At 67.4% G+C, this 16,528-nt stretch carries 19 protein-coding genes and 1 other RNA gene; 17 read left to right on the top strand and 3 right to left on the bottom strand.

Annotation, left to right across the window (positions count from 1 at the left end):
• The first annotated feature begins 122 nt into the window (after window positions 1-122).
• The 7 genes from rph (at window position 123) to pepQ (ending at window position 7,287) form a co-directional block, all read left to right on the top strand.
• Window positions 123-848, top strand: a complete 726-nt coding sequence (rph, locus tag MRBLST15_RS11845; protein WP_025874210.1) for a ribonuclease PH — start codon at window positions 123-125, stop codon at window positions 846-848.
• A complete protein-coding gene (locus tag MRBLST15_RS11840; RefSeq protein ID WP_265952021.1) occupies window positions 845-1,231 on the top strand; it encodes a VOC family protein in 387 nt (128 codons plus the stop codon). Before rph ends, MRBLST15_RS11840 begins: the two co-directional genes overlap by 4 nt.
• Window positions 1,231-1,827 carry an RdgB/HAM1 family non-canonical purine NTP pyrophosphatase gene (gene rdgB / locus MRBLST15_RS11835; RefSeq protein WP_367785982.1) on the top strand — a complete coding sequence of 199 codons (597 nt, stop codon included), beginning with the start codon at window positions 1,231-1,233 and terminating at the stop codon, window positions 1,825-1,827. Before MRBLST15_RS11840 ends, rdgB begins: the two co-directional genes overlap by 1 nt.
• 58 nt (window positions 1,828-1,885) lie before the next feature.
• Window positions 1,886-3,112, top strand: a complete 1,227-nt coding sequence (gene hemW, locus MRBLST15_RS11830; protein WP_265952020.1) for a radical SAM family heme chaperone HemW — start codon at window positions 1,886-1,888, stop codon at window positions 3,110-3,112.
• A 120-nt stretch (window positions 3,113-3,232) separates the two neighbouring features.
• Window positions 3,233-5,509 carry a DUF1631 family protein gene (locus MRBLST15_RS11825; protein WP_367785981.1) on the top strand — a complete coding sequence of 759 codons (2,277 nt, stop codon included), beginning with the start codon at window positions 3,233-3,235 and terminating at the stop codon, window positions 5,507-5,509.
• The gene (locus MRBLST15_RS11820; protein WP_312705162.1) at window positions 5,506-5,880 is read left to right on the top strand and encodes a PilZ domain-containing protein; all 375 of its coding nucleotides are present in this window, start codon (window positions 5,506-5,508) and stop codon (window positions 5,878-5,880) included. Before MRBLST15_RS11825 ends, MRBLST15_RS11820 begins: the two co-directional genes overlap by 4 nt.
• A gap of 75 nt (window positions 5,881-5,955) precedes the next feature.
• Window positions 5,956-7,287 (top strand): Xaa-Pro dipeptidase, encoded by a 1,332-nt coding sequence (gene pepQ / locus MRBLST15_RS11815; RefSeq protein WP_367785980.1) that lies wholly within the window; start codon window positions 5,956-5,958, stop codon window positions 7,285-7,287.
• 547 nt (window positions 7,288-7,834) lie between these two features.
• Here the strand turns inward: pepQ and MRBLST15_RS11810 are convergent.
• Together MRBLST15_RS11810 and MRBLST15_RS11805 are read right to left on the bottom strand one after the other, a co-directional pair.
• Window positions 7,835-9,157, bottom strand: a complete 1,323-nt coding sequence (locus tag MRBLST15_RS11810; protein WP_312705191.1) for an aminopeptidase P N-terminal domain-containing protein — start codon at window positions 9,155-9,157, stop codon at window positions 7,835-7,837.
• Window positions 9,158-9,162: 5 nt separating this feature from the next.
• Window positions 9,163-9,711 (bottom strand): YecA family protein, encoded by a 549-nt coding sequence (locus tag MRBLST15_RS11805; RefSeq protein ID WP_089236676.1) that lies wholly within the window; start codon window positions 9,709-9,711, stop codon window positions 9,163-9,165.
• 153 nt (window positions 9,712-9,864) lie between these two features.
• Between MRBLST15_RS11805 and MRBLST15_RS11800 the strand changes: the two genes are divergently transcribed.
• From MRBLST15_RS11800 to MRBLST15_RS11765, 8 genes are all read left to right on the top strand, one after another.
• A complete protein-coding gene (locus tag MRBLST15_RS11800; RefSeq protein WP_025874200.1) occupies window positions 9,865-10,086 on the top strand; it encodes a TIGR02449 family protein in 222 nt (73 codons plus the stop codon).
• Complete coding sequence (locus tag MRBLST15_RS11795) at window positions 10,083-10,379, top strand: cell division protein ZapA (protein WP_025874199.1); 297 nt, start codon at window positions 10,083-10,085, stop codon at window positions 10,377-10,379. Before MRBLST15_RS11800 ends, MRBLST15_RS11795 begins: the two co-directional genes overlap by 4 nt.
• A gap of 97 nt (window positions 10,380-10,476) precedes the next feature.
• A non-coding RNA gene (ssrS, locus tag MRBLST15_RS11790) (6S RNA) lies at window positions 10,477-10,662 on the top strand.
• Window positions 10,663-10,745: 83 nt separating this feature from the next.
• Window positions 10,746-11,339 carry a 5-formyltetrahydrofolate cyclo-ligase gene (locus MRBLST15_RS11785; RefSeq protein ID WP_099820807.1) on the top strand — a complete coding sequence of 198 codons (594 nt, stop codon included), beginning with the start codon at window positions 10,746-10,748 and terminating at the stop codon, window positions 11,337-11,339.
• A complete protein-coding gene (locus MRBLST15_RS11780; protein WP_265955900.1) occupies window positions 11,336-11,815 on the top strand; it encodes an EVE domain-containing protein in 480 nt (159 codons plus the stop codon). Before MRBLST15_RS11785 ends, MRBLST15_RS11780 begins: the two co-directional genes overlap by 4 nt.
• A gap of 24 nt (window positions 11,816-11,839) precedes the next feature.
• Entirely contained in the window at window positions 11,840-12,487 is a 648-nt protein-coding gene (gene rpiA / locus MRBLST15_RS11775; RefSeq protein WP_099820806.1) for a ribose-5-phosphate isomerase RpiA, read from the top strand.
• Window positions 12,488-12,508: 21 nt separating this feature from the next.
• Window positions 12,509-12,955: a DUF192 domain-containing protein gene (locus tag MRBLST15_RS11770; protein ID WP_312705165.1), complete on the top strand. Its 447-nt coding sequence runs from the start codon at window positions 12,509-12,511 to the stop codon at window positions 12,953-12,955.
• Window positions 12,956-13,275: 320 nt separating this feature from the next.
• Complete coding sequence (locus MRBLST15_RS11765; protein WP_265952683.1) at window positions 13,276-14,121, top strand: SirB1 family protein; 846 nt, start codon at window positions 13,276-13,278, stop codon at window positions 14,119-14,121.
• A gap of 63 nt (window positions 14,122-14,184) precedes the next feature.
• Here the strand turns inward: MRBLST15_RS11765 and MRBLST15_RS11760 are convergent, their stop codons facing one another.
• Window positions 14,185-14,409 carry a rubredoxin gene (locus tag MRBLST15_RS11760; RefSeq protein ID WP_312705166.1) on the bottom strand — a complete coding sequence of 75 codons (225 nt, stop codon included), beginning with the start codon at window positions 14,407-14,409 and terminating at the stop codon, window positions 14,185-14,187.
• A gap of 34 nt (window positions 14,410-14,443) precedes the next feature.
• Between MRBLST15_RS11760 and thiE the strand changes: the two genes are divergently transcribed.
• Window positions 14,444-15,079: a thiamine phosphate synthase gene (thiE, locus tag MRBLST15_RS11755; RefSeq protein WP_367785979.1), complete on the top strand. Its 636-nt coding sequence runs from the start codon at window positions 14,444-14,446 to the stop codon at window positions 15,077-15,079.
• A gap of 15 nt (window positions 15,080-15,094) precedes the next feature.
• On the top strand, window positions 15,095-16,384 hold the full coding sequence (gene hemL, locus MRBLST15_RS11750; protein ID WP_265952681.1) for a glutamate-1-semialdehyde 2,1-aminomutase: 1,290 nt from the start codon (window positions 15,095-15,097) through the stop codon (window positions 16,382-16,384).
• Window positions 16,385-16,528: the final 144 nt, after the last annotated feature.

The raw sequence follows: 16,528 nt of genomic DNA, 5'->3' as shown, positions 1-16,528 counted from the left end.
GGATGTTTCCGGTGCTTGCAAAGGGGGAATGGTACCCTAGCGGTCTCTTTTGAGCCCCTTTCCTCGCCCCGTGAAGGCCGCGGGGATGGTGGCGTACTCCCTTTCCCTACGGAACCTGCCCCATGTCCGATTTCCGCCCCAGTGGCCGCCAGCCCGATCAGCTGCGCCCGGTCGTCATCCAGCGCGGTTTCACCCGCCACGCCGAAGGTTCGGTGCTGGTCTGCTTCGGTGAAACCCGCGTGCTGTGCACGGCCAGCATCGAGAACCGGGTGCCGGGCTTCCTGCGTGGCAAGGGCGAAGGCTGGGTGACCGCCGAGTACGGGATGCTGCCGCGCGCCACCCATACCCGTAGCGACCGCGAAGCCGCACGTGGCAAGCAGGGCGGCCGCACGCTGGAAATCCAGCGCCTGATCGGCCGCAGCCTGCGTGCCTGCGTGGACCGCAACGCACTGGGCGAACGCACCATCACCCTGGACTGCGACGTGCTGCAGGCCGACGGCGGCACCCGTACCGCTGCGATCACCGGCGCCTATGTGGCCTTGGTCGATGCGGTGAACGTGCTGATGAAGCGCGGCGACATCAAGCGCAACCCGATCCTTGGCGCGGTGGCGGCGGTGTCGGTCGGTGTCTACCGCGGCACCCCGGTGCTGGACCTGGACTACGCCGAAGACAGCGACTGCGACACCGACATGAACGTGGTGATGAACGACGGCGGCGGTTTCATCGAGCTGCAGGGCACCGCCGAAGGCCATGCCTTCCGCCGTGACGAACTGGATGCGCTGCTGGGCCTGGCCGAGAAGGGCGTGACCGAGCTGCTGGCCGCGCAGCAGGCAGCGCTGTCGGCATGAACCGGCGCATTGCCCTGACCACCCTGGTGGTGGCCGACTACGACGAAGCCATTGCCTGGTACACCGGCAAGCTCGGCTTCCAGCTGCTGGAGGACATCGACCAGGGCAGCAAACGCTGGGTCGTGGTTGGGCCGACCGACGGCAGCGCCGCCGCCCTGCTGCTGGCCCGCGCCAGCGACGACGAGCAGCGCAGCCGCATCGGCAACCAGACCGGTGGCCGCGTCGGCTTCTTCCTCAACACCGACGACTTCCGCCGCGACCACGCGGCGATGCTGGCCGCCGGTGTCGAATTCCTGGAAGAACCGCGCGAAGAACCCTACGCCACGGTCGCGGTGTTCCGCGACCTGTACGGCAACACCTGGGACCTGTTGGAGCCCCGCTGATGAAGAAGCTTGTCCTGGCCAGCCACAACGCTGGCAAGCTGGTGGAAATGCAGGAAATCCTCGCCGACCTGCCACTGCAGATCACCTCGGCCGCCGAACTGGGCCTGGGCGATGTGGAAGAGACCGGCCTGACCTTCGTCGAGAACGCGCTGCTGAAGGCCCGCGCCGCCTGCGAAGCGACCGGCCTGCCGGCGCTGGCCGATGATTCGGGCCTGATCGTCGATGCCCTCGGCGGTGCGCCGGGTCTGTACAGCGCGCGCTACGCGGGTCATCCGACCAACGCGGCGGCCAACAATGCCAAGCTGCTGGACGCGATGGCCGACATCGCCGATGGCCAGCGCAGCGCCCGCTTCTATGCGGTGATCGTGCTGTTGCGCCATGCCACCGACCCGCAGCCGCTGATCTGCGAAGGCCGCTGGGAAGGGCAGATCATCCGCGAACTGCGCGGTACGAATGGATTCGGCTACAACCCGGTGTTCCTCGATACCGCCCGCGGCCTGACCGCTGCGGAGATGGAACCGGCGTTGAAGAATGCCATCAGCCATCGTGCCATCGCCCTGCAGCAGCTCAAGCAGCAGCTCGCGGCCTGGCTCTGACACCCCACCCGAACAACACAGGGAAGCCGGCCCGCGGCCGGCACTACCGATGACCGCCATGCCGCACGACCACGACCACGATCACTGCAACCACCTGCCCGGCGAGTCCTGCGAGCACGACACCCCGCCGCGCCTGGTACCGCCGCCGCTGGCGCTGTACGTGCATCTGCCGTGGTGCGTGCGCAAGTGCCCGTACTGCGATTTCAACTCGCACCAGGCCAAGGGCGAACTGCCCTTCGATGCCTACATCGATGCGCTGGTGCGCGACCTCGACCAGGACCTGCCGCTGGTCTGGGGCCGGGTGGTCAGCAGCGTGTTCTTCGGTGGTGGCACGCCCAGCCTGTTCCCGCCGGAAGCCATCGACCGCTTCCTGCAGCAGGCCAGCGCGCGCCTGCGCTTCGCGCCCAATGCCGAGATCACCCTGGAAACCAACCCGGGCACCGCCGAGCATGGCCGCTTCGACCGCTACCGTGCGGCCGGCGTCAACCGCCTCAGCTTCGGCATCCAGAGTTTCGATGATGCCGCGCTGAAGCGACTGGGCCGCATCCACGACAGTGGCGAGGCCGAGCGCGCGGTGAAGATGGCGCAGGACGCGGGCTACGACAATTTCAACATCGACCTGATGTACGCCCTGCCGGAGCAGACCCTGGCCGGTGCCGAGGCCGACCTGGAACGCGCGTTCGCGTTGCAGCCGACCCACATCTCGCACTACCAGCTGACCCTGGAACCGAACACCGTGTTCTTCGCGCGGCCGCCGCAGGGCATCCCCGATGAAGACCATGCCTGGGACATGCAGGAACACTGCCAGGCGCTGCTGGCGCAGGCCGGTTTCGGCCAGTACGAGGTGAGTGCCTACGCCCGCCCCGGCCGGCAGAGCGCGCACAACCTGAACTACTGGCGTTTCGGTGACTACCTCGGTATCGGCGCCGGCGCACACGGCAAGATCAGTTCCGGCGCCGAGGAGCACGTGCTGCGACGCTGGAAGCACAAGCACCCGCAGACGTTCATGGATACCGCAGGCACGGCCGCATCGTTCGGTGGCGACGAGGTGATCGCCGCCGATCGCCTGCCGTTCGAGTACATGCTCAACCTGCTGCGCCTGCACGAAGGTTTCAGCCTGCGCGACTTTGAATCGCGGACCGGCCTGGCCCGCAGCGTGCTGGACGTTCCATTGGCCGAAGCGGTGCAGCGCGGCTGGCTGGTGGTGGCAGACGGGCACGTGCAGCCGACTGAGCTCGGTCGGCGCTTCACCAACGATGTGGTCAGCCTGTTCCTGGAAGAATGATCCGCCTGCGGTACAGCCAGGGAAGGCTGCGCTGAATGAATCGATCGCTAAAGTAGCGCCTTCACCGGCCGACACGGTAGATTCCAAGATCGATCCGCGGGAATCCGGACCCCCTCGCCGATGTCTGCTGTCTTTTCCCTCTCCAGTGCCGACACTGCGCGCCTCGCCGCAGCCGATCTGCCGCCGCGCGTGCGCGAGCTGCTGGGCGCGTTGATCGGCCTGTGCCACCAGGCCCTGACGGCACCGCTGATCCTGACCGTGGAGGCGCTGGAGCAGACCCTGCTGCATGACGCCGACCATGCCCGCAACCCGCAACAGCAGGCTGACCTGCTGGCACAGCGCGGGCAGCTGCATGCGTTCGCCGGCCACTTCAGCGACCGCATGCTCGATGCGCTGGCCGATGCGCTTGCGCGGTTGCGCGAACCGATCACCCCGATCGTGGCTGCCGTCACCCCTCCGCCGTTGCCCGGCATGCTGGGGTTGACCCTGGTGGCCGAGCATGAGGTCGACCGCGACCTGCTGCTGACCGAAATGGTGCGCCGGGAAACGCTGCGTTCGGCCAACGCCTTGAACCTGCTCGGTCAGCGCCTGGGTGTTGTTGCCGGTGCACCAGCCTTTGAAGCCGATACCCTGCCCCTGGCACCGCAGGCCCTGTGCACGATGGTGCGCAAGCTGGCCGAACAGGATGCCCTCAGCGCCGAGGTGCAGATGGCGCTGTACCGCAGCTTCGAGCGGCAGGTGCTGGAGCGGCTGGGCGATGTGCTCGACCGCGCCAATGCGCTGCTGGCACAGCACGGCATCCTGCCCGGCCTGGTCTACACCCCGTACCTGGCACGCTCTTCGAGTACCCGCCGGATCATTACCCAGTCGGTTGGCAGCGGCCGCAGTGGACGCCCGTCTCCGCGCGTGCCCACGCCGATGACCGGTTGGGGCGGCTCGGCACCGGCCGGCTCGTGGTCGACGTTGATGCAGGACGCCTTCGCCGATGCGGCGCCGCCCGGCGCGTCAGCCGGGCTGACGGTACCGGCCAGCAGCGTGCTGCATGAAATGCTGCAACGGGCGCGGCCGACCCCGCAACCAGCGGCCGATCCCTCTGCCCTGCCCAGTGCAGCGGTTGATGCCGTGCTGGCGCGCCTGCAGGGCCAGGCCAGCGCCGCCAGCGCCATGACCGATCTGCAGGCCGCCGTGGTCGCCCAGCTGCGCAGCGAGCATGGCGCGCAGGCAAACCTTGGCAGCCACGACAGCGACAACCTCGATCTGCTGCGCCTGCTGCTGCAGCAGGTACAGCAGCAACAACGACCGGATCCGGTGCCGGCCGCGCTGCTCGCGCGCCTGCAGGTGCCACTGGCGCGCGCAGCGATGGCCGACCCCGGGTTCTTCGTGCGCGACGAACACCCGGCACGCGAACTGCTGAACCATGTCGCTGAAGCCGGCGCCAGCTGGCTCGGCGATGACGATGTCGACCCGCAGCTGCTGCAACGGCTGGCGCAGAGCGTACAGGGCCTGCTCGGCCAGGATGCACGCACGCCCGAGGCCTTTGCCGCCGCCAACGATGAGATACAGCAGCACCAGCGCGCCGCTGCGCACCGCGCCGAGCTGGCCGAGCGCCGCCACGTGGAAGCCGCACGCGGCAAGGAGCGGCTGGAGCTTGCGCGACGCCAGGCCAATGCGCAGATCGACCAGTGCTGCGATACCCAGGAACCGCCACGCTTCGTGCAGACACTGCTGCGCCAGGCCTGGGCGGACGCATTGACGCTGACCCGCCTTCGTCACGGCGAAGATTCGCCGCAGTGGCAGGAGCGCCTGCAGCAGACCGAACGCATCGCGGCGATCACTGCCGGCGCCGCCAGCGAAAGCAGCGCGACCGACGCGCCGCTGGCCGCCGAGGTTGAATCGGCCCTGCTGCAGGTCGGCTACCACGCAGAGGAAGCCGCAGCCGTCGCGCGCCGTCTGTCGACGCCGGGTGGTGAAGACGAAAGCACCTCGCGCACCGAACTCAGCGCGCGCCTGAAGGCCCATGCGCGTCTGGGCGAGCACGCGGGCACTCAGGCGCTGGCAAAGGATGCCGCACCGCGCAGCGAGGCCGAGGAGACCTGCTACCAGCAGGTGTGCGCGCTGCCGTTCGGCAGCTGGTTCGATATCGATGATGGCGAAGGCGCGCTGCGCCGCCAGCGCCTGTCCTGGTACAGCCTGCTGACCGGCCATGTGCTGTTCGTCAACGCACGTGGACAGAAGATCGGCGAAACCACGCTGGATACGCTGGCCCGGCAGATGAGTGCCGGGCGCGCGCAGCTGGTCACCGAAGACAAGGGCCGGCTGGTCGATCGCGCGTGGCAGGCGAGCCTGGGCGCGCTGCGCGCACTTGCCACACGCCGCCAGCAGGAGCCCAACGCATGAGCACACAACCGCCCGTTGATACCCGCCGCGCGCCGCGCCGGCAGGTCTCCGATCTGGTGCCGGTGACCGACCAGATGCGCGACAGCGTGGTTGGACGCCTGGGCAACGTGTCCGAGACCGGCATGCTGATGCTGGCCAGCGCCCCGCTGCGCGACGATGCGCTGTATCAGTTGCGCTTCCCGTTGCCCTCGGCCGATGGTCGCAGCGAGCTGATCGACGTCGGCGTACACCTGCTGTGGAGCGAACCGGCGCATGCGCCCGGCCAGAGCTGGGCAGGCTTCCGCTTCCTGACCCTGTCACGCGAGCATCGGCAGCTGCTGCGCCGGTGGATCGGCGAAGACAGCGACGAGGCACCGGTTTCGACGGGCTGAGTGCCGGTTCCGGCACAGCGGATTGCGTCGGTATCCGGCAGAATCTAGGGCCGTTTTCCGTGTCGAGCCACCGCAATGATCCAGCAAGCCCCCGGCGCCCTGTATCCCGACCACCTGGCCGTGCTGTGCCGACGCGCCGAGCAGGCGCTGGCACGCGGCGGCTTCGACCACCTGGTGGTGCCCAGCGGCACCCTGCACTACCAGGTCTTCGACGACCGTGATTACCCGTACGCGGTCAACCCGCAGTTCAAGGCCTGGCTGCCGCTGACCCGGGTACCCAACAGCTGGATCGTGTTCACCCCGGGCAAGCGTCCGGCGGTGATCTTCCACCAGCCGTTCGACTACTGGCACGTGGTACCGGACGCCCCGAGCGGCTGGTGGGTCGAACACTTCGACATCCACATCATCCGCAAGCCCGAAGAGGCGCTGGCGCTGCTGCCGTCCGACCCGGCGCGCTGCGCGATCCTGGGCGAGCCGCAGAGCGCGCTGGGCGCCTATGTGCCCAACAACCCGGCGCCGGTGGTGAACTACCTGGAATGGCATCGCGGCAGCAAGACGGCGTATGAAATCGCACTGATGCGCCAAGCGCAGGTGCTGGGTGTGCGCGGCCATCGCGCGGCCGAAGCCGCCTTCCGCAACGGCGCCGACGAGTTCAGCATCCACATGGCGTACTGCCAGGCCGTAGGCCAGGACGCCGCCGAACTGCCGTATGGCAACATCGTGGCCCTGAACGAGCATGCGGCGGTGCTGCATTACACCGAACTGGGCCGCAGGGCACCGCAGCCGCTGCGCAGCTTCCTGATCGACGCCGGCGCCAGCGCACACGGTTATGCCAGCGACATCACCCGCACCTACGCTGCCGCCGGCCATGACGAGTTCGCGGCGATGATCGAAGCCGTTGATGCCGCGCAGCAGGCGATGTGCGCAGCGGTGCGCCCGGGCTTCGACTACAAGCAGCTGCATGTCGACGCGCATCTGTCGCTGATGGGCGTGCTGAAGGACTTCGGCGTGATCAAGGTGTCGCCGCAGACCGCGCTGGAAACCGGCGTCAGCGCCGCGTTCTTCCCACATGGCATCGGTCACCTGATCGGCCTGCAGGTGCACGACGTGGCTGGTTTCGCCGCCAGTGACGAAGGCGGCCGCATCGAGCGCCCGGCCGGCCATCCGTACCTGCGCCTGACCCGCGCACTGGAACCGGGCATGGTGGTGACGATCGAGCCGGGCCTGTACTTCATCGACATGCTGTTGAACGAAGTGAAGGCTGCCGGTCATGGCGATGCGATCAACTGGGATCGCGTGGACTTCTTCCGTCCGTACGGCGGCATCCGCATCGAAGACGAAGTGCTGTGCACTGATGGCGAGGCGGACAATCTGACGCGGCCGGTGTTTGCGGCGGCCAACGGCTGAGCCCCTCGTGGTTGGTCGCGTAGAGCGGTTCATGGAGTAGGCGGGGCGGGCGGGCCGTGCAGGGGACGCTGCAAGTACGTCCCTGTAAGCTCGATGGCGCCATCCATGGCGCCAACGCCCCTGCACGGCCCACCCGCCCCGCCTCTGACAGTTTCCGTGTGCGGCCAGCCACGGAAGAAAGAAAGAAAAGCAAAAGCGGGTCGCTCGCTGCGCTCGCTCGCGTCTTCCGCGCTTCTGTAGAGCCGAGCCATGCTCGGCTGCTCTTGTTCGGAACCCACGCGCTTCGCGCGCAAGCCGAGCATGGCTCGGCTCTACAGAAGAGCGTCATTCACACCGCAGATCGCGGGAAAATGTCGAAGGCGGGGTACTGTGGGTTTGCGGGGTGTGAGCCGCATGGATGCGGCGACCAAGCCTACAAGGACGTACTTGCGGCGTCCCCGCAAACCCACAGTACCCCGCCTTCCCACGGAATGCCGCTGTTGCGGTTGCGGTTGCTGTGGCTGTTGCCTCTGCAGGTGCAGGGCTGCAAGCCCTGCCGAAAACCCTCTTACCCCGCCATCAACGCTTCGATCTCGTCGGCGCTGCGCGCCAGGCCTTCAGTCAACACCCGATGCCCGTCGTCGGTGATCAGCACGTCATCTTCGGTACGGATGCCGATGCCACGCCAGCGCGGTTCCACCGTCGTGTCGTCCACGCCGATGTACAGCCCCGGCTCGATGGTGAAGGCCATGCCCGGCTCCAGCAGGCGCGAATCGCCGGCCAAGCGGTAATCGCCTACGTCGTGCACATCCAGTCCGATCCAGTGCCCGGTCTTGTGCCGGTAGAAACGCTGGTACAACCCTTCGGCAAGATTCTTTTCCAGCGTGCCCTTCAACAGGCCCAATTGCAGCAACCCCTCGGTAAGAGTCTGCACCGCCGCCAGATGGCCCATTTCATACGCCACGCCCGGCTTGGCCTGGGCCAGTGCCGCCGCCTGCGCCGCGCCCACCAGATCATGCAGCGCGCGCTGCTCGGCGCTGAAACGACCGTTGACCGGGAACGTACGGGTGATGTCACTGGCATAGCCGCGGAACTCCGCGCCAGCGTCGATCAACACCAGTTCGCCGTCGCGCGAACGCGCGTTGTTGTCGCGGTAGTGCAGGATGCAGGCGTTGCGGCCGGCGCCGACGATGCTGCAGTACGCAGGCACCGCGTCGTTGGCGCGGAACACCCGCTCCAGCTCGGCCTGCAGTTCGTACTCGTGGATGCCGGCCTTCGCGGCCTGCATGGCCGCACGATGCGCCAGCACGCTGATGTCGGCCGCGCGCTGCATCAACGCCACCTCGGCTCCGGACTTGAACAAGCGCTGCTCGTGCAGCAGATGGCCCAGCTCCAGGAACTCATGCGGCGGCTGCGCACCATGGCGCACCTGCGAACGCACGCGGTTCACCCAGCCGATCAGCTTCAGGTCAAAGTCCGCATCGCGGCCGAAGTGGTAGTACACCCGCGACCGCCCTTCCAGCAGGCCCGGCAGGATGTCGTCCAGATCGGTGATCGGGTAGGCATCGTCCATCGCGAACTGCGCGACGGCGCCTTCCTGGCCGGCGCGACCACCGTCCCAGGCTTCGCGCTCGGGATCGCGCTCGCGACAGAACAGGATGGCTTCGCCGTGGCGGCGGCCTGGAATCAGCACCAGCACCGCTTCCGGCTCCGGGAAGCCGGTCAGGTACTGGAAATCCGAATCCTGCCGGTACGGATAATGGGTATCGAGGCTGCGCACCTTCTCCGATGCCGCCGGCAGCACCAGGATCGCGTCTTCGCCCGCCATGTCCATCAACTGCCGGCGGCGACGCTTGTACTCGCCGGCAGCGATGCCGGTGCGCTGCTTGATATCCATCAGTTCAGGCGCTGCCGATGGCGCGCGGCCAGCACCACGTCACCGTGCAGCAGCAGCACCGCCACCCGGATGAATTCTTCGATCTCCGACAGGGCTTCGTCGTCATCATCTCCGCCGGCTTCGAAATCTTCGCTCGAGGCACGGGCCAGGCTGGCCAGGTCGTTCAGTGCCTCCTCGCCTTCTTCGGACAGGGTCGGCCGGTGGCCGCCACTGCCCAGGCCAAAGCCGCCCAGGAAGGAACGGGTCCAGCTGAACATGGCGTCCGCCTGCGCGGCAACGTCGCTGCTGTCGGTCAACAGCAGCTCGAAGGCGAAGTCACGGTCTTCCAGCTGCTTGATGGTGGCCTCCAGCAACTGCGCCAGCGCACTGTCGGCAGCCACCTGCGGCAGATTGTCGTCGGCCAGCACGCGCGCCGGCCAGTCATTGCCGGGGGCGCCGCCAGCGGCCAGCCAGCCGCACAGCCCGCCATGCAGCTCGGCAGCAGTGGCGCCCAGGCCCAGTTCCTGGCTGGCGCGGGTAACGTCGTCGACGGAGGGGAGTTCGGTCATCGTGCGGCTCGTTCGGAAGGGAAACTGCGGAGCGCGCACGCGCGCGCCCGTGAGCCGGGTAGTGTAGCAATGTGTCCGCCTGCGCTTCGTGGCCACCGGGGCCTGCTGCGACAGTGCTTGACCGCCCTGACCCGGCTTGCCTATCGTGCGGGCATGGAACCCGCCGATCCCCTTGCCCAGTTGCAGGCCTTCGCCGCCCGTGTGGAGGCGTTGCTCGACCGCAACCAGCGGCTGGCAGAGGAGAACCGCAGCCTGCGCCACCAGCAGGAACAGCTGGTGGCAGAGCGCTCGACGCTGCTGGCCAAGAACGAGCAGGCGCGTTCACGGGTGGAAGCGATGATCACCCGGCTCAAGTCCTTGGAGCAGCACACATGAGTGCCGAACCGGTCAGCGTCCGTATCCTCGACCGTGAGTACACGGTCGGCGTCGGCGGTGATGAACGCGACAGCCTGATGGCGGCCGCCCGCCTGCTGGATGCGCGCATGCGCGAGATCCGTGGCAGCAACCGGATGGCCGCGGTCGACCGCATCGCGGTGCTGGCAGCGCTCAACCTGGCGCACGAACTGCAGCTGCTGCGAGACGAGAACGCGCGCCAGGCGGTGGCCCTGCAGCAGACCCTGGCCGACCTGAACCGGCGTCTGGACCGGGCAATCGACAGCAGCACGTGAGAAAGGCGCGGAATGCGCCTTCTCTTTTCTGAATTGGCACGCACTGTTGCCGACGAACGGCCTATCCAGATCACGCACGATAGCTATAATGGCGACGCGTTCTCTGCGGTACTCGACGGCATGTGCAAACATTCGCCTTGTCCCTTAAGAACGACACCGGGAGCGCGACAGCGCCGGGAGTGCAGGTCCGCCTTGCAGCGGGAAGCCCGATGGTTCTCCAGCGTTCCCACTTGAGCCCCCGGGTTCAAGGTCGTTTCGCATGCATCGACATTGCGGAGAATGCAATATTCCAGCAAGGGCGGCGTCTTCGGGCGTCGCCCTTGTTCTTTCCGGCACAATGACGGCTGACCCTTGCCGCACGCTGCCATGACCGACCCGCGACAGGCCCTGCGCCACGACCTGCGGCAACGCCGCCGCGACCTTTCCGCTCCCGCCCGTATCGCCGCTGCCGAATCGCTGGCCGATGCGCTGCTCGCGCTGCCGTTCGCCCCGCGCGAAGGCGCCGTGGCCGGCTATTGGGCGCTGGATGGCGAGATCGCCCTGCACCGCTGGCAACTGCAGCTGCCCGACACGCTGCGCTACTGCCTGCCGGTACTGCACGGCGACGTGTTGCGCTTCGCGCCCTGGCGCCCCGGCCAGCCGTTGACCAGCAACCGTTACGGCATCCCCGAACCGGACATCGCCATCGAAGACACTCTGGAACCGGCGCAGATGGCCCTGGTGGTGACGCCGCTGGTGGGCTTCGACGCACAGTGCCGGCGGCTGGGAATGGGGGGCGGCTGGTATGATCGCAGCTTCGCCTTCCGCCATGATCGGCCGGCGCCACCCTGGCTGGTCGGCGCGGCATTCTCGGTGCAGCAGGTCGAGTCCTTGCCGGTAGCGTCCTGGGACGTGGCGGTGGATGCGATCTGCACTGAAGCCGGCACCCTGCTCCCTTCCGCTGCCCCCGTGAACGCATGACCGCCCGCAAGCGCTACTGGCTGATGAAGTCCGAACCGGACGCCTTTTCCATCGATGACCTGGCCAAGGTCAAGGTTGAACCCTGGAATGGCGTACGCAACTACCAGGCGCGCAACTTCATGCGCGACGGCATGCAGGTCGGCGACGGCATCCTGTTCTACCACTCCAACACCAAGGTGCCCGGCATCGTCGGCCTGGCCACGGTGGCCAGCGCGGCCTACCCGGATGACACCCAGTTCGATCCGGAATCCGACTACCACGACCCCAAGAGCACGCGCGAAAACCCGCGCTGGATGCTGGTGGACGTGGCCTTCGACCGCAAGCTGAAGCAGGTGATCGCGCTGGACGAGATCAAGCTGCACGCCGACGAGCTTGGCGAAGGCTTCCCGCTGGTTGCCAAGGGCAACCGCCTGTCGGTGTTCCCGGTGACCGCCGCGCAGTGGAAGCTGCTGCTGTCGCTGGAAAAGAAATCCTGATTCCCTGCCTGAGAGCTCCCCGCAATGTCTGAAGCCAAGCGCCTGGCCGCCGAAAAGGCCATCGAGTACGTCGAAGACGGCATGATCGTCGGTGTCGGCACCGGTTCCACCGTCGCCTATTTCATCGATGCACTGGCCCGCATCCAGCATCGCATCAAGGGTGCGGTGTCCAGTTCCGAGCAGAGCACCGCGCGCCTGAAGCAGCATGGCATCGAGGTGATCGAGCTGAACCACACCGGCACCCTGTCGCTGTACGTGGATGGCGCCGACGAGTGCGATGCCAACAAGTGCCTGATCAAGGGCGGCGGCGCTGCACTGACCCGCGAGAAGATCATCGCCGAGGCCAGCGAGCGCTTCGTCTGCATCGTCGACCCGAGCAAGCAGGTGCCGGTGCTGGGCAGGTTCCCGCTGCCGGTGGAAGTGATCCCGATGGCACGCAGCCTGGTCGCCCGCCAGATCCGCGACATGACCGGCGGCCAGCCAACCTGGCGCGAAGGCGTGGTGACCGACAACGGCAACCAGATCCTGGACATCCACAACCTGCAGATCACCGATCCGGAAAAGCTGGAGCGCGAGCTCAACCAGTTGCCGGGCGTGGTCTGCGTCGGCCTGTTCGCACGTCGCCGTGCCGATGTGGTGATCGTCGGCGGCGAGCCGCCGATCGTGCTCTGACCCTTTCGAAGGACACTGACGATGTCGTTGCTGCGCTCCCTGCTGATGCTCCCGCTGCTGGCCCTGACCGGCTGCGCCACCGATGCCGCCCGCCACTGGGTGGAACTGGGCGGCGCACGCTATGACGTTGAACTGGCCACCAACGATGAAACCCGTGCGCGCGGGTTGATGTTCCGCGACCAGATGGCCGATGACCACGGCATGCTGTTCGTGCATGACCGCGAGGAAATGCAGGCGTACTGGATGAAGAACACCAAGATCGCGCTGGACATCCTGTACTTCGACAGCGAGCGGCGGTTGGTGAGCCAGCAGCGTGACGTGCCGCCGTGCTCGGCCGGCGACATGTGCCCGCCCTACCCCAGCGGCGGCCCGGCGCGCTTCGTGCTGGAACTCAATGCCGGCCAGGCGGAGAAGCTTAAGCTGAAGGATGGAACTGAGCTGACCTTCGGCCCGGGCATCGAGAAATAAAGGTTCGGCCGGGCTGCGCCCGGCACCCGCCGGATCAACATCAAATGCAACTTCTGGGCGTCCGAGGGATGGCGGGGCGATGTGGGCTTGCAGGACACGCCGTAAACCCATCCCTGGGGGCTCGTAGGCGCCACCCATGGCGCCTGCGGTCCTGCAAGCCCACACCGCCCCACCTCTGACAGTTTCCCGCTGCTGTTGGTGAGTGTCGACCTTGGTCGACACGGTAGATCCACGCCACGCGTGGATGGGGGAAATCGGTGGGATGAGAAATTCACGCCACGCTGCTTGAAACCGCCCACGATTGCCGCCAGTCTGTGGGCATGCAGGACCGGATCACACTCCCCGACTGGGATGCACTGGCCGCCTTCGACGACGAGGCGCTGCCACTGCTGCCGACCGCGCTGCTGATCGCGCGCGATGAATATCCCGATCTGCAGCCGTCGACCTACGATGCGCTGGTGCAGAGCCACGTCGAGCACCTGCGCGCCGAGGTGGACAGCATCGAGCACAGCCCGCTGAAGATGGCGGCCATCAACCGGCACCTGTTCGATGAGCTGGGTTACAGCGGCGACCACCAGGAGTACTACGACCCGCGCAACAGCTACCTCAACCAGGTCTTCGAACGCCGTCTGGGCAATCCGATATCGCTGGCGCTGGTGCAGATGGAAGTGGCGCGACGGTTGGGCATTCCGCTGGACGGCGTGTCATTTCCCGGTCATTTCCTGGTGCGCCTGCCGGTCGACGACGGCGTGCTGGTGATGGACCCGTTCAACGGCGGCCGCCCGCTGGATGTGGACGAACTGCGCGAACGCGCCAAGTCGCACCTGGGCGGGCAGATGCCCGACGACCAGGTGCTGGCGCAGATCCTCGATCCTGCACCGAGCCGTGCGATCCTGATCCGCATGCTGCGCAATCTGCATGGTGTCTATGCCGAGGCCAGCGAGTGGGACCGTGCCGCGCGCAGTGCCGACCGCCTGCTCAAGCTTGCCCCCGAACAGGACGATGCCCTGCGCGATCGCGGCCTGGCCTACCTGCAGCTGGACTACCTGGCCGGCGCGCGCAACGACCTGGGCCTGTACCTGAAGCGAAACCCCGAGGCCAGCGACGCGCAATGGCTGCGCGAGAAGCTGATCGACCTCGGCGGACCGGTACCGCGGCTGCATTGAGTGAGGTTGTCGGGTGTGTGGACCAACGGTCCACACCCACAGGAGGGCCTGGCGGCACCTCCCTCAATCGATCTCGACCATCTCGAAATCGTCCTTGGTCACGCCGCAATCCGGGCACGTCCAGGTCTCTGGAATGTCTTCCCAGCGCGTGCCCGGGGCAATGCCCTCTTCCGGCAGCCCATCCGCTTCGCGGTACAGGAATCCGCAGACCACGCACATCCAGGTACGCAGGGTGGTGGGGGTGGCTTCGGTCATCGGATAATCGGGGCTGGATTCACGGGCCGCCATTGTCCCATCGCGGTCCACTCACCGGTAGCCATCGATGACTTCTGCTTCCCCGACGCCCCGCGGCGTCTACCTGATCACCCCGGATGAACCCGATACCGCCCGCCTGCTGGCGCGAACCGCGCCGCTGCTGGCCGCCGGTGCCACTTGGCTGCAGTACCGCAACAAGACCGCCAGCGATGCCCTGCGGCGGGAACAGGCTACGGCGCTGCAGGCCTTGTGCGCCGCCCACGGCGTGCCGCTGATCGTCAACGACGACCCGGCGCTTGCCCAGGCCATCGGCGCGGCCGGCGTGCACCTGGGCGGCACTGACGGTGACATCGGCGCCGCCCGCAGCCTGCTCGGCGCCGACGCCATTATCGGCGCCTCCTGCTACGACCAGCTGGCCAACGCCGAGCGTGCCGTGGCGGCCGGCGCCAGCTACGTGGCCTTCGGCGCGTTCTTCCCCACCACCACCAAGGTCACCAGCAGTCGCGCCCACACCGACCTGCTGCGGCAAAGCGCCGCACTGGGCGTGCCGCGGGTGGCGATTGGCGGCCTCAGCCCGGACAATGTCGGTCCCATCATCGATGCCGGCGCCGATCTGCTGGCCGTGGTCAGCGGCATCTATGCCGCGCAGGACCCGGTCGCGACCCAGCGCGCCTACCTCGCCCGTTTCGATACGCCGCAGTAATACCCAGGAAACCCCATGAACCACGACCAGTCCCACGCCCTGTTCTCCCGCGCCCAGGCATTGCTGCCTGGCGGCGTCAACTCACCGGTGCGCGCGTTCAAGTCGGTCGGCGGCGAACCCTTCTTCGTCGAGCGCGCCGACGGCGCCTACCTGTACGACGTCGACGGCAACCGCTACATCGACTACGTGGGCTCGTGGGGCCCGATGATCGTCGGCCACAACCACACCGCCGTACGCCAGGCGGTGAAGAAGGCGATCGACAACGGCCTGTCCTTCGGTGCGCCGTGCGCAGCGGAAGTGACCATGGCCGAGACCATCACCCGGCTGGTGCCGTCGTGCGAGATGGTGCGCATGGTGAACTCCGGTACCGAAGCCACCCTGTCGGCGATCCGCTTGGCGCGCGGTGCCACCGGCCGCAACTGCATCGTCAAGTTCGAAGGCTGCTACCACGGCCATGGCGACTCGTTCCTGGTCAAGGCCGGCAGCGGCATGCTTACCCTGGGCGTGCCGACCTCGCCCGGCGTGCCGGCCGGCCTGAGCGAGCTGACCCTGACCCTGCCCTACAACGACTTCGAGGCGGCCACCGCCCTGTTCGAGGCACGCGGCAGCGAGATCGCCGGCCTGATCATCGAACCGGTGGTGGGCAACGCCAACTGCATTCCGCCGCGCGAAGGCTATCTGCAGCACCTGCGCGCGCTGTGCACGAAGTACGGCGCCCTGCTGATCTTCGACGAAGTGATGACCGGTTTCCGCGTTGCCCTGGGCGGTGCGCAGGCGCACTACGGCATCAGCCCGGACCTGACCACCTTCGGCAAGATCATCGGCGGCGGCATGCCGGTGGGTGCCTATGGTGGCCGTCGCGACCTGATGCAGCAGATCGCCCCGGCCGGCCCGATCTACCAGGCAGGTACGCTCAGCGGCAATCCGGTGGCGATGGCCGCCGGCCTGGCCATGCTGGAGCTGATCCAGCAGCCGGGTTTCCACGATGACCTGAGCGCGCGCGCCGCACGCCTGTGCGCGGGGCTGGAGGCCGCCGCCGCCGATGCCGGCGTAGCAGTGACCACCACCCAGGTGGGCGCGATGTTCGGGCTGTTCTTCACCAACGAAAAGGTGGAGACCTACGCCCAGGCCACGGCCTGTGACATTCCGGCATTCAACCGCTTCTTCCACGCGATGCTGGACCAGGGCGTGTTCCTGGCACCGTCGGCGTACGAAGCCGGCTTCCTGTCCAGCGCCCACGACGATGCCGTGATCGAGGCCACGCTGGCAGCGGCACGCGTTGCGTTCAAGGCGGCCAAGGGCTGAGCCCCGCCGTGGCAGGTGCCGACCATGGTCGGCATTGCGGTGGCACGGCATCCACGCGTGGCGTGGATCTACCAGGCTGCGTGCGGCGTTCCACCTGTAGAGCCGAGCCATGCTCGGCTTACCGCGCGGAGCGCGGAGAGCAGT

It is taken from the genome of Stenotrophomonas sp. LST15-1-1.1, from assembly GCF_040815575.1.
GTDB lineage: Bacteria > Pseudomonadota > Gammaproteobacteria > Xanthomonadales > Xanthomonadaceae > Stenotrophomonas > Stenotrophomonas lactitubi_B.
Note: the sequence above shows the minus strand (reverse complement) of the source record. Positions and strands in the feature narration are given on the sequence as shown.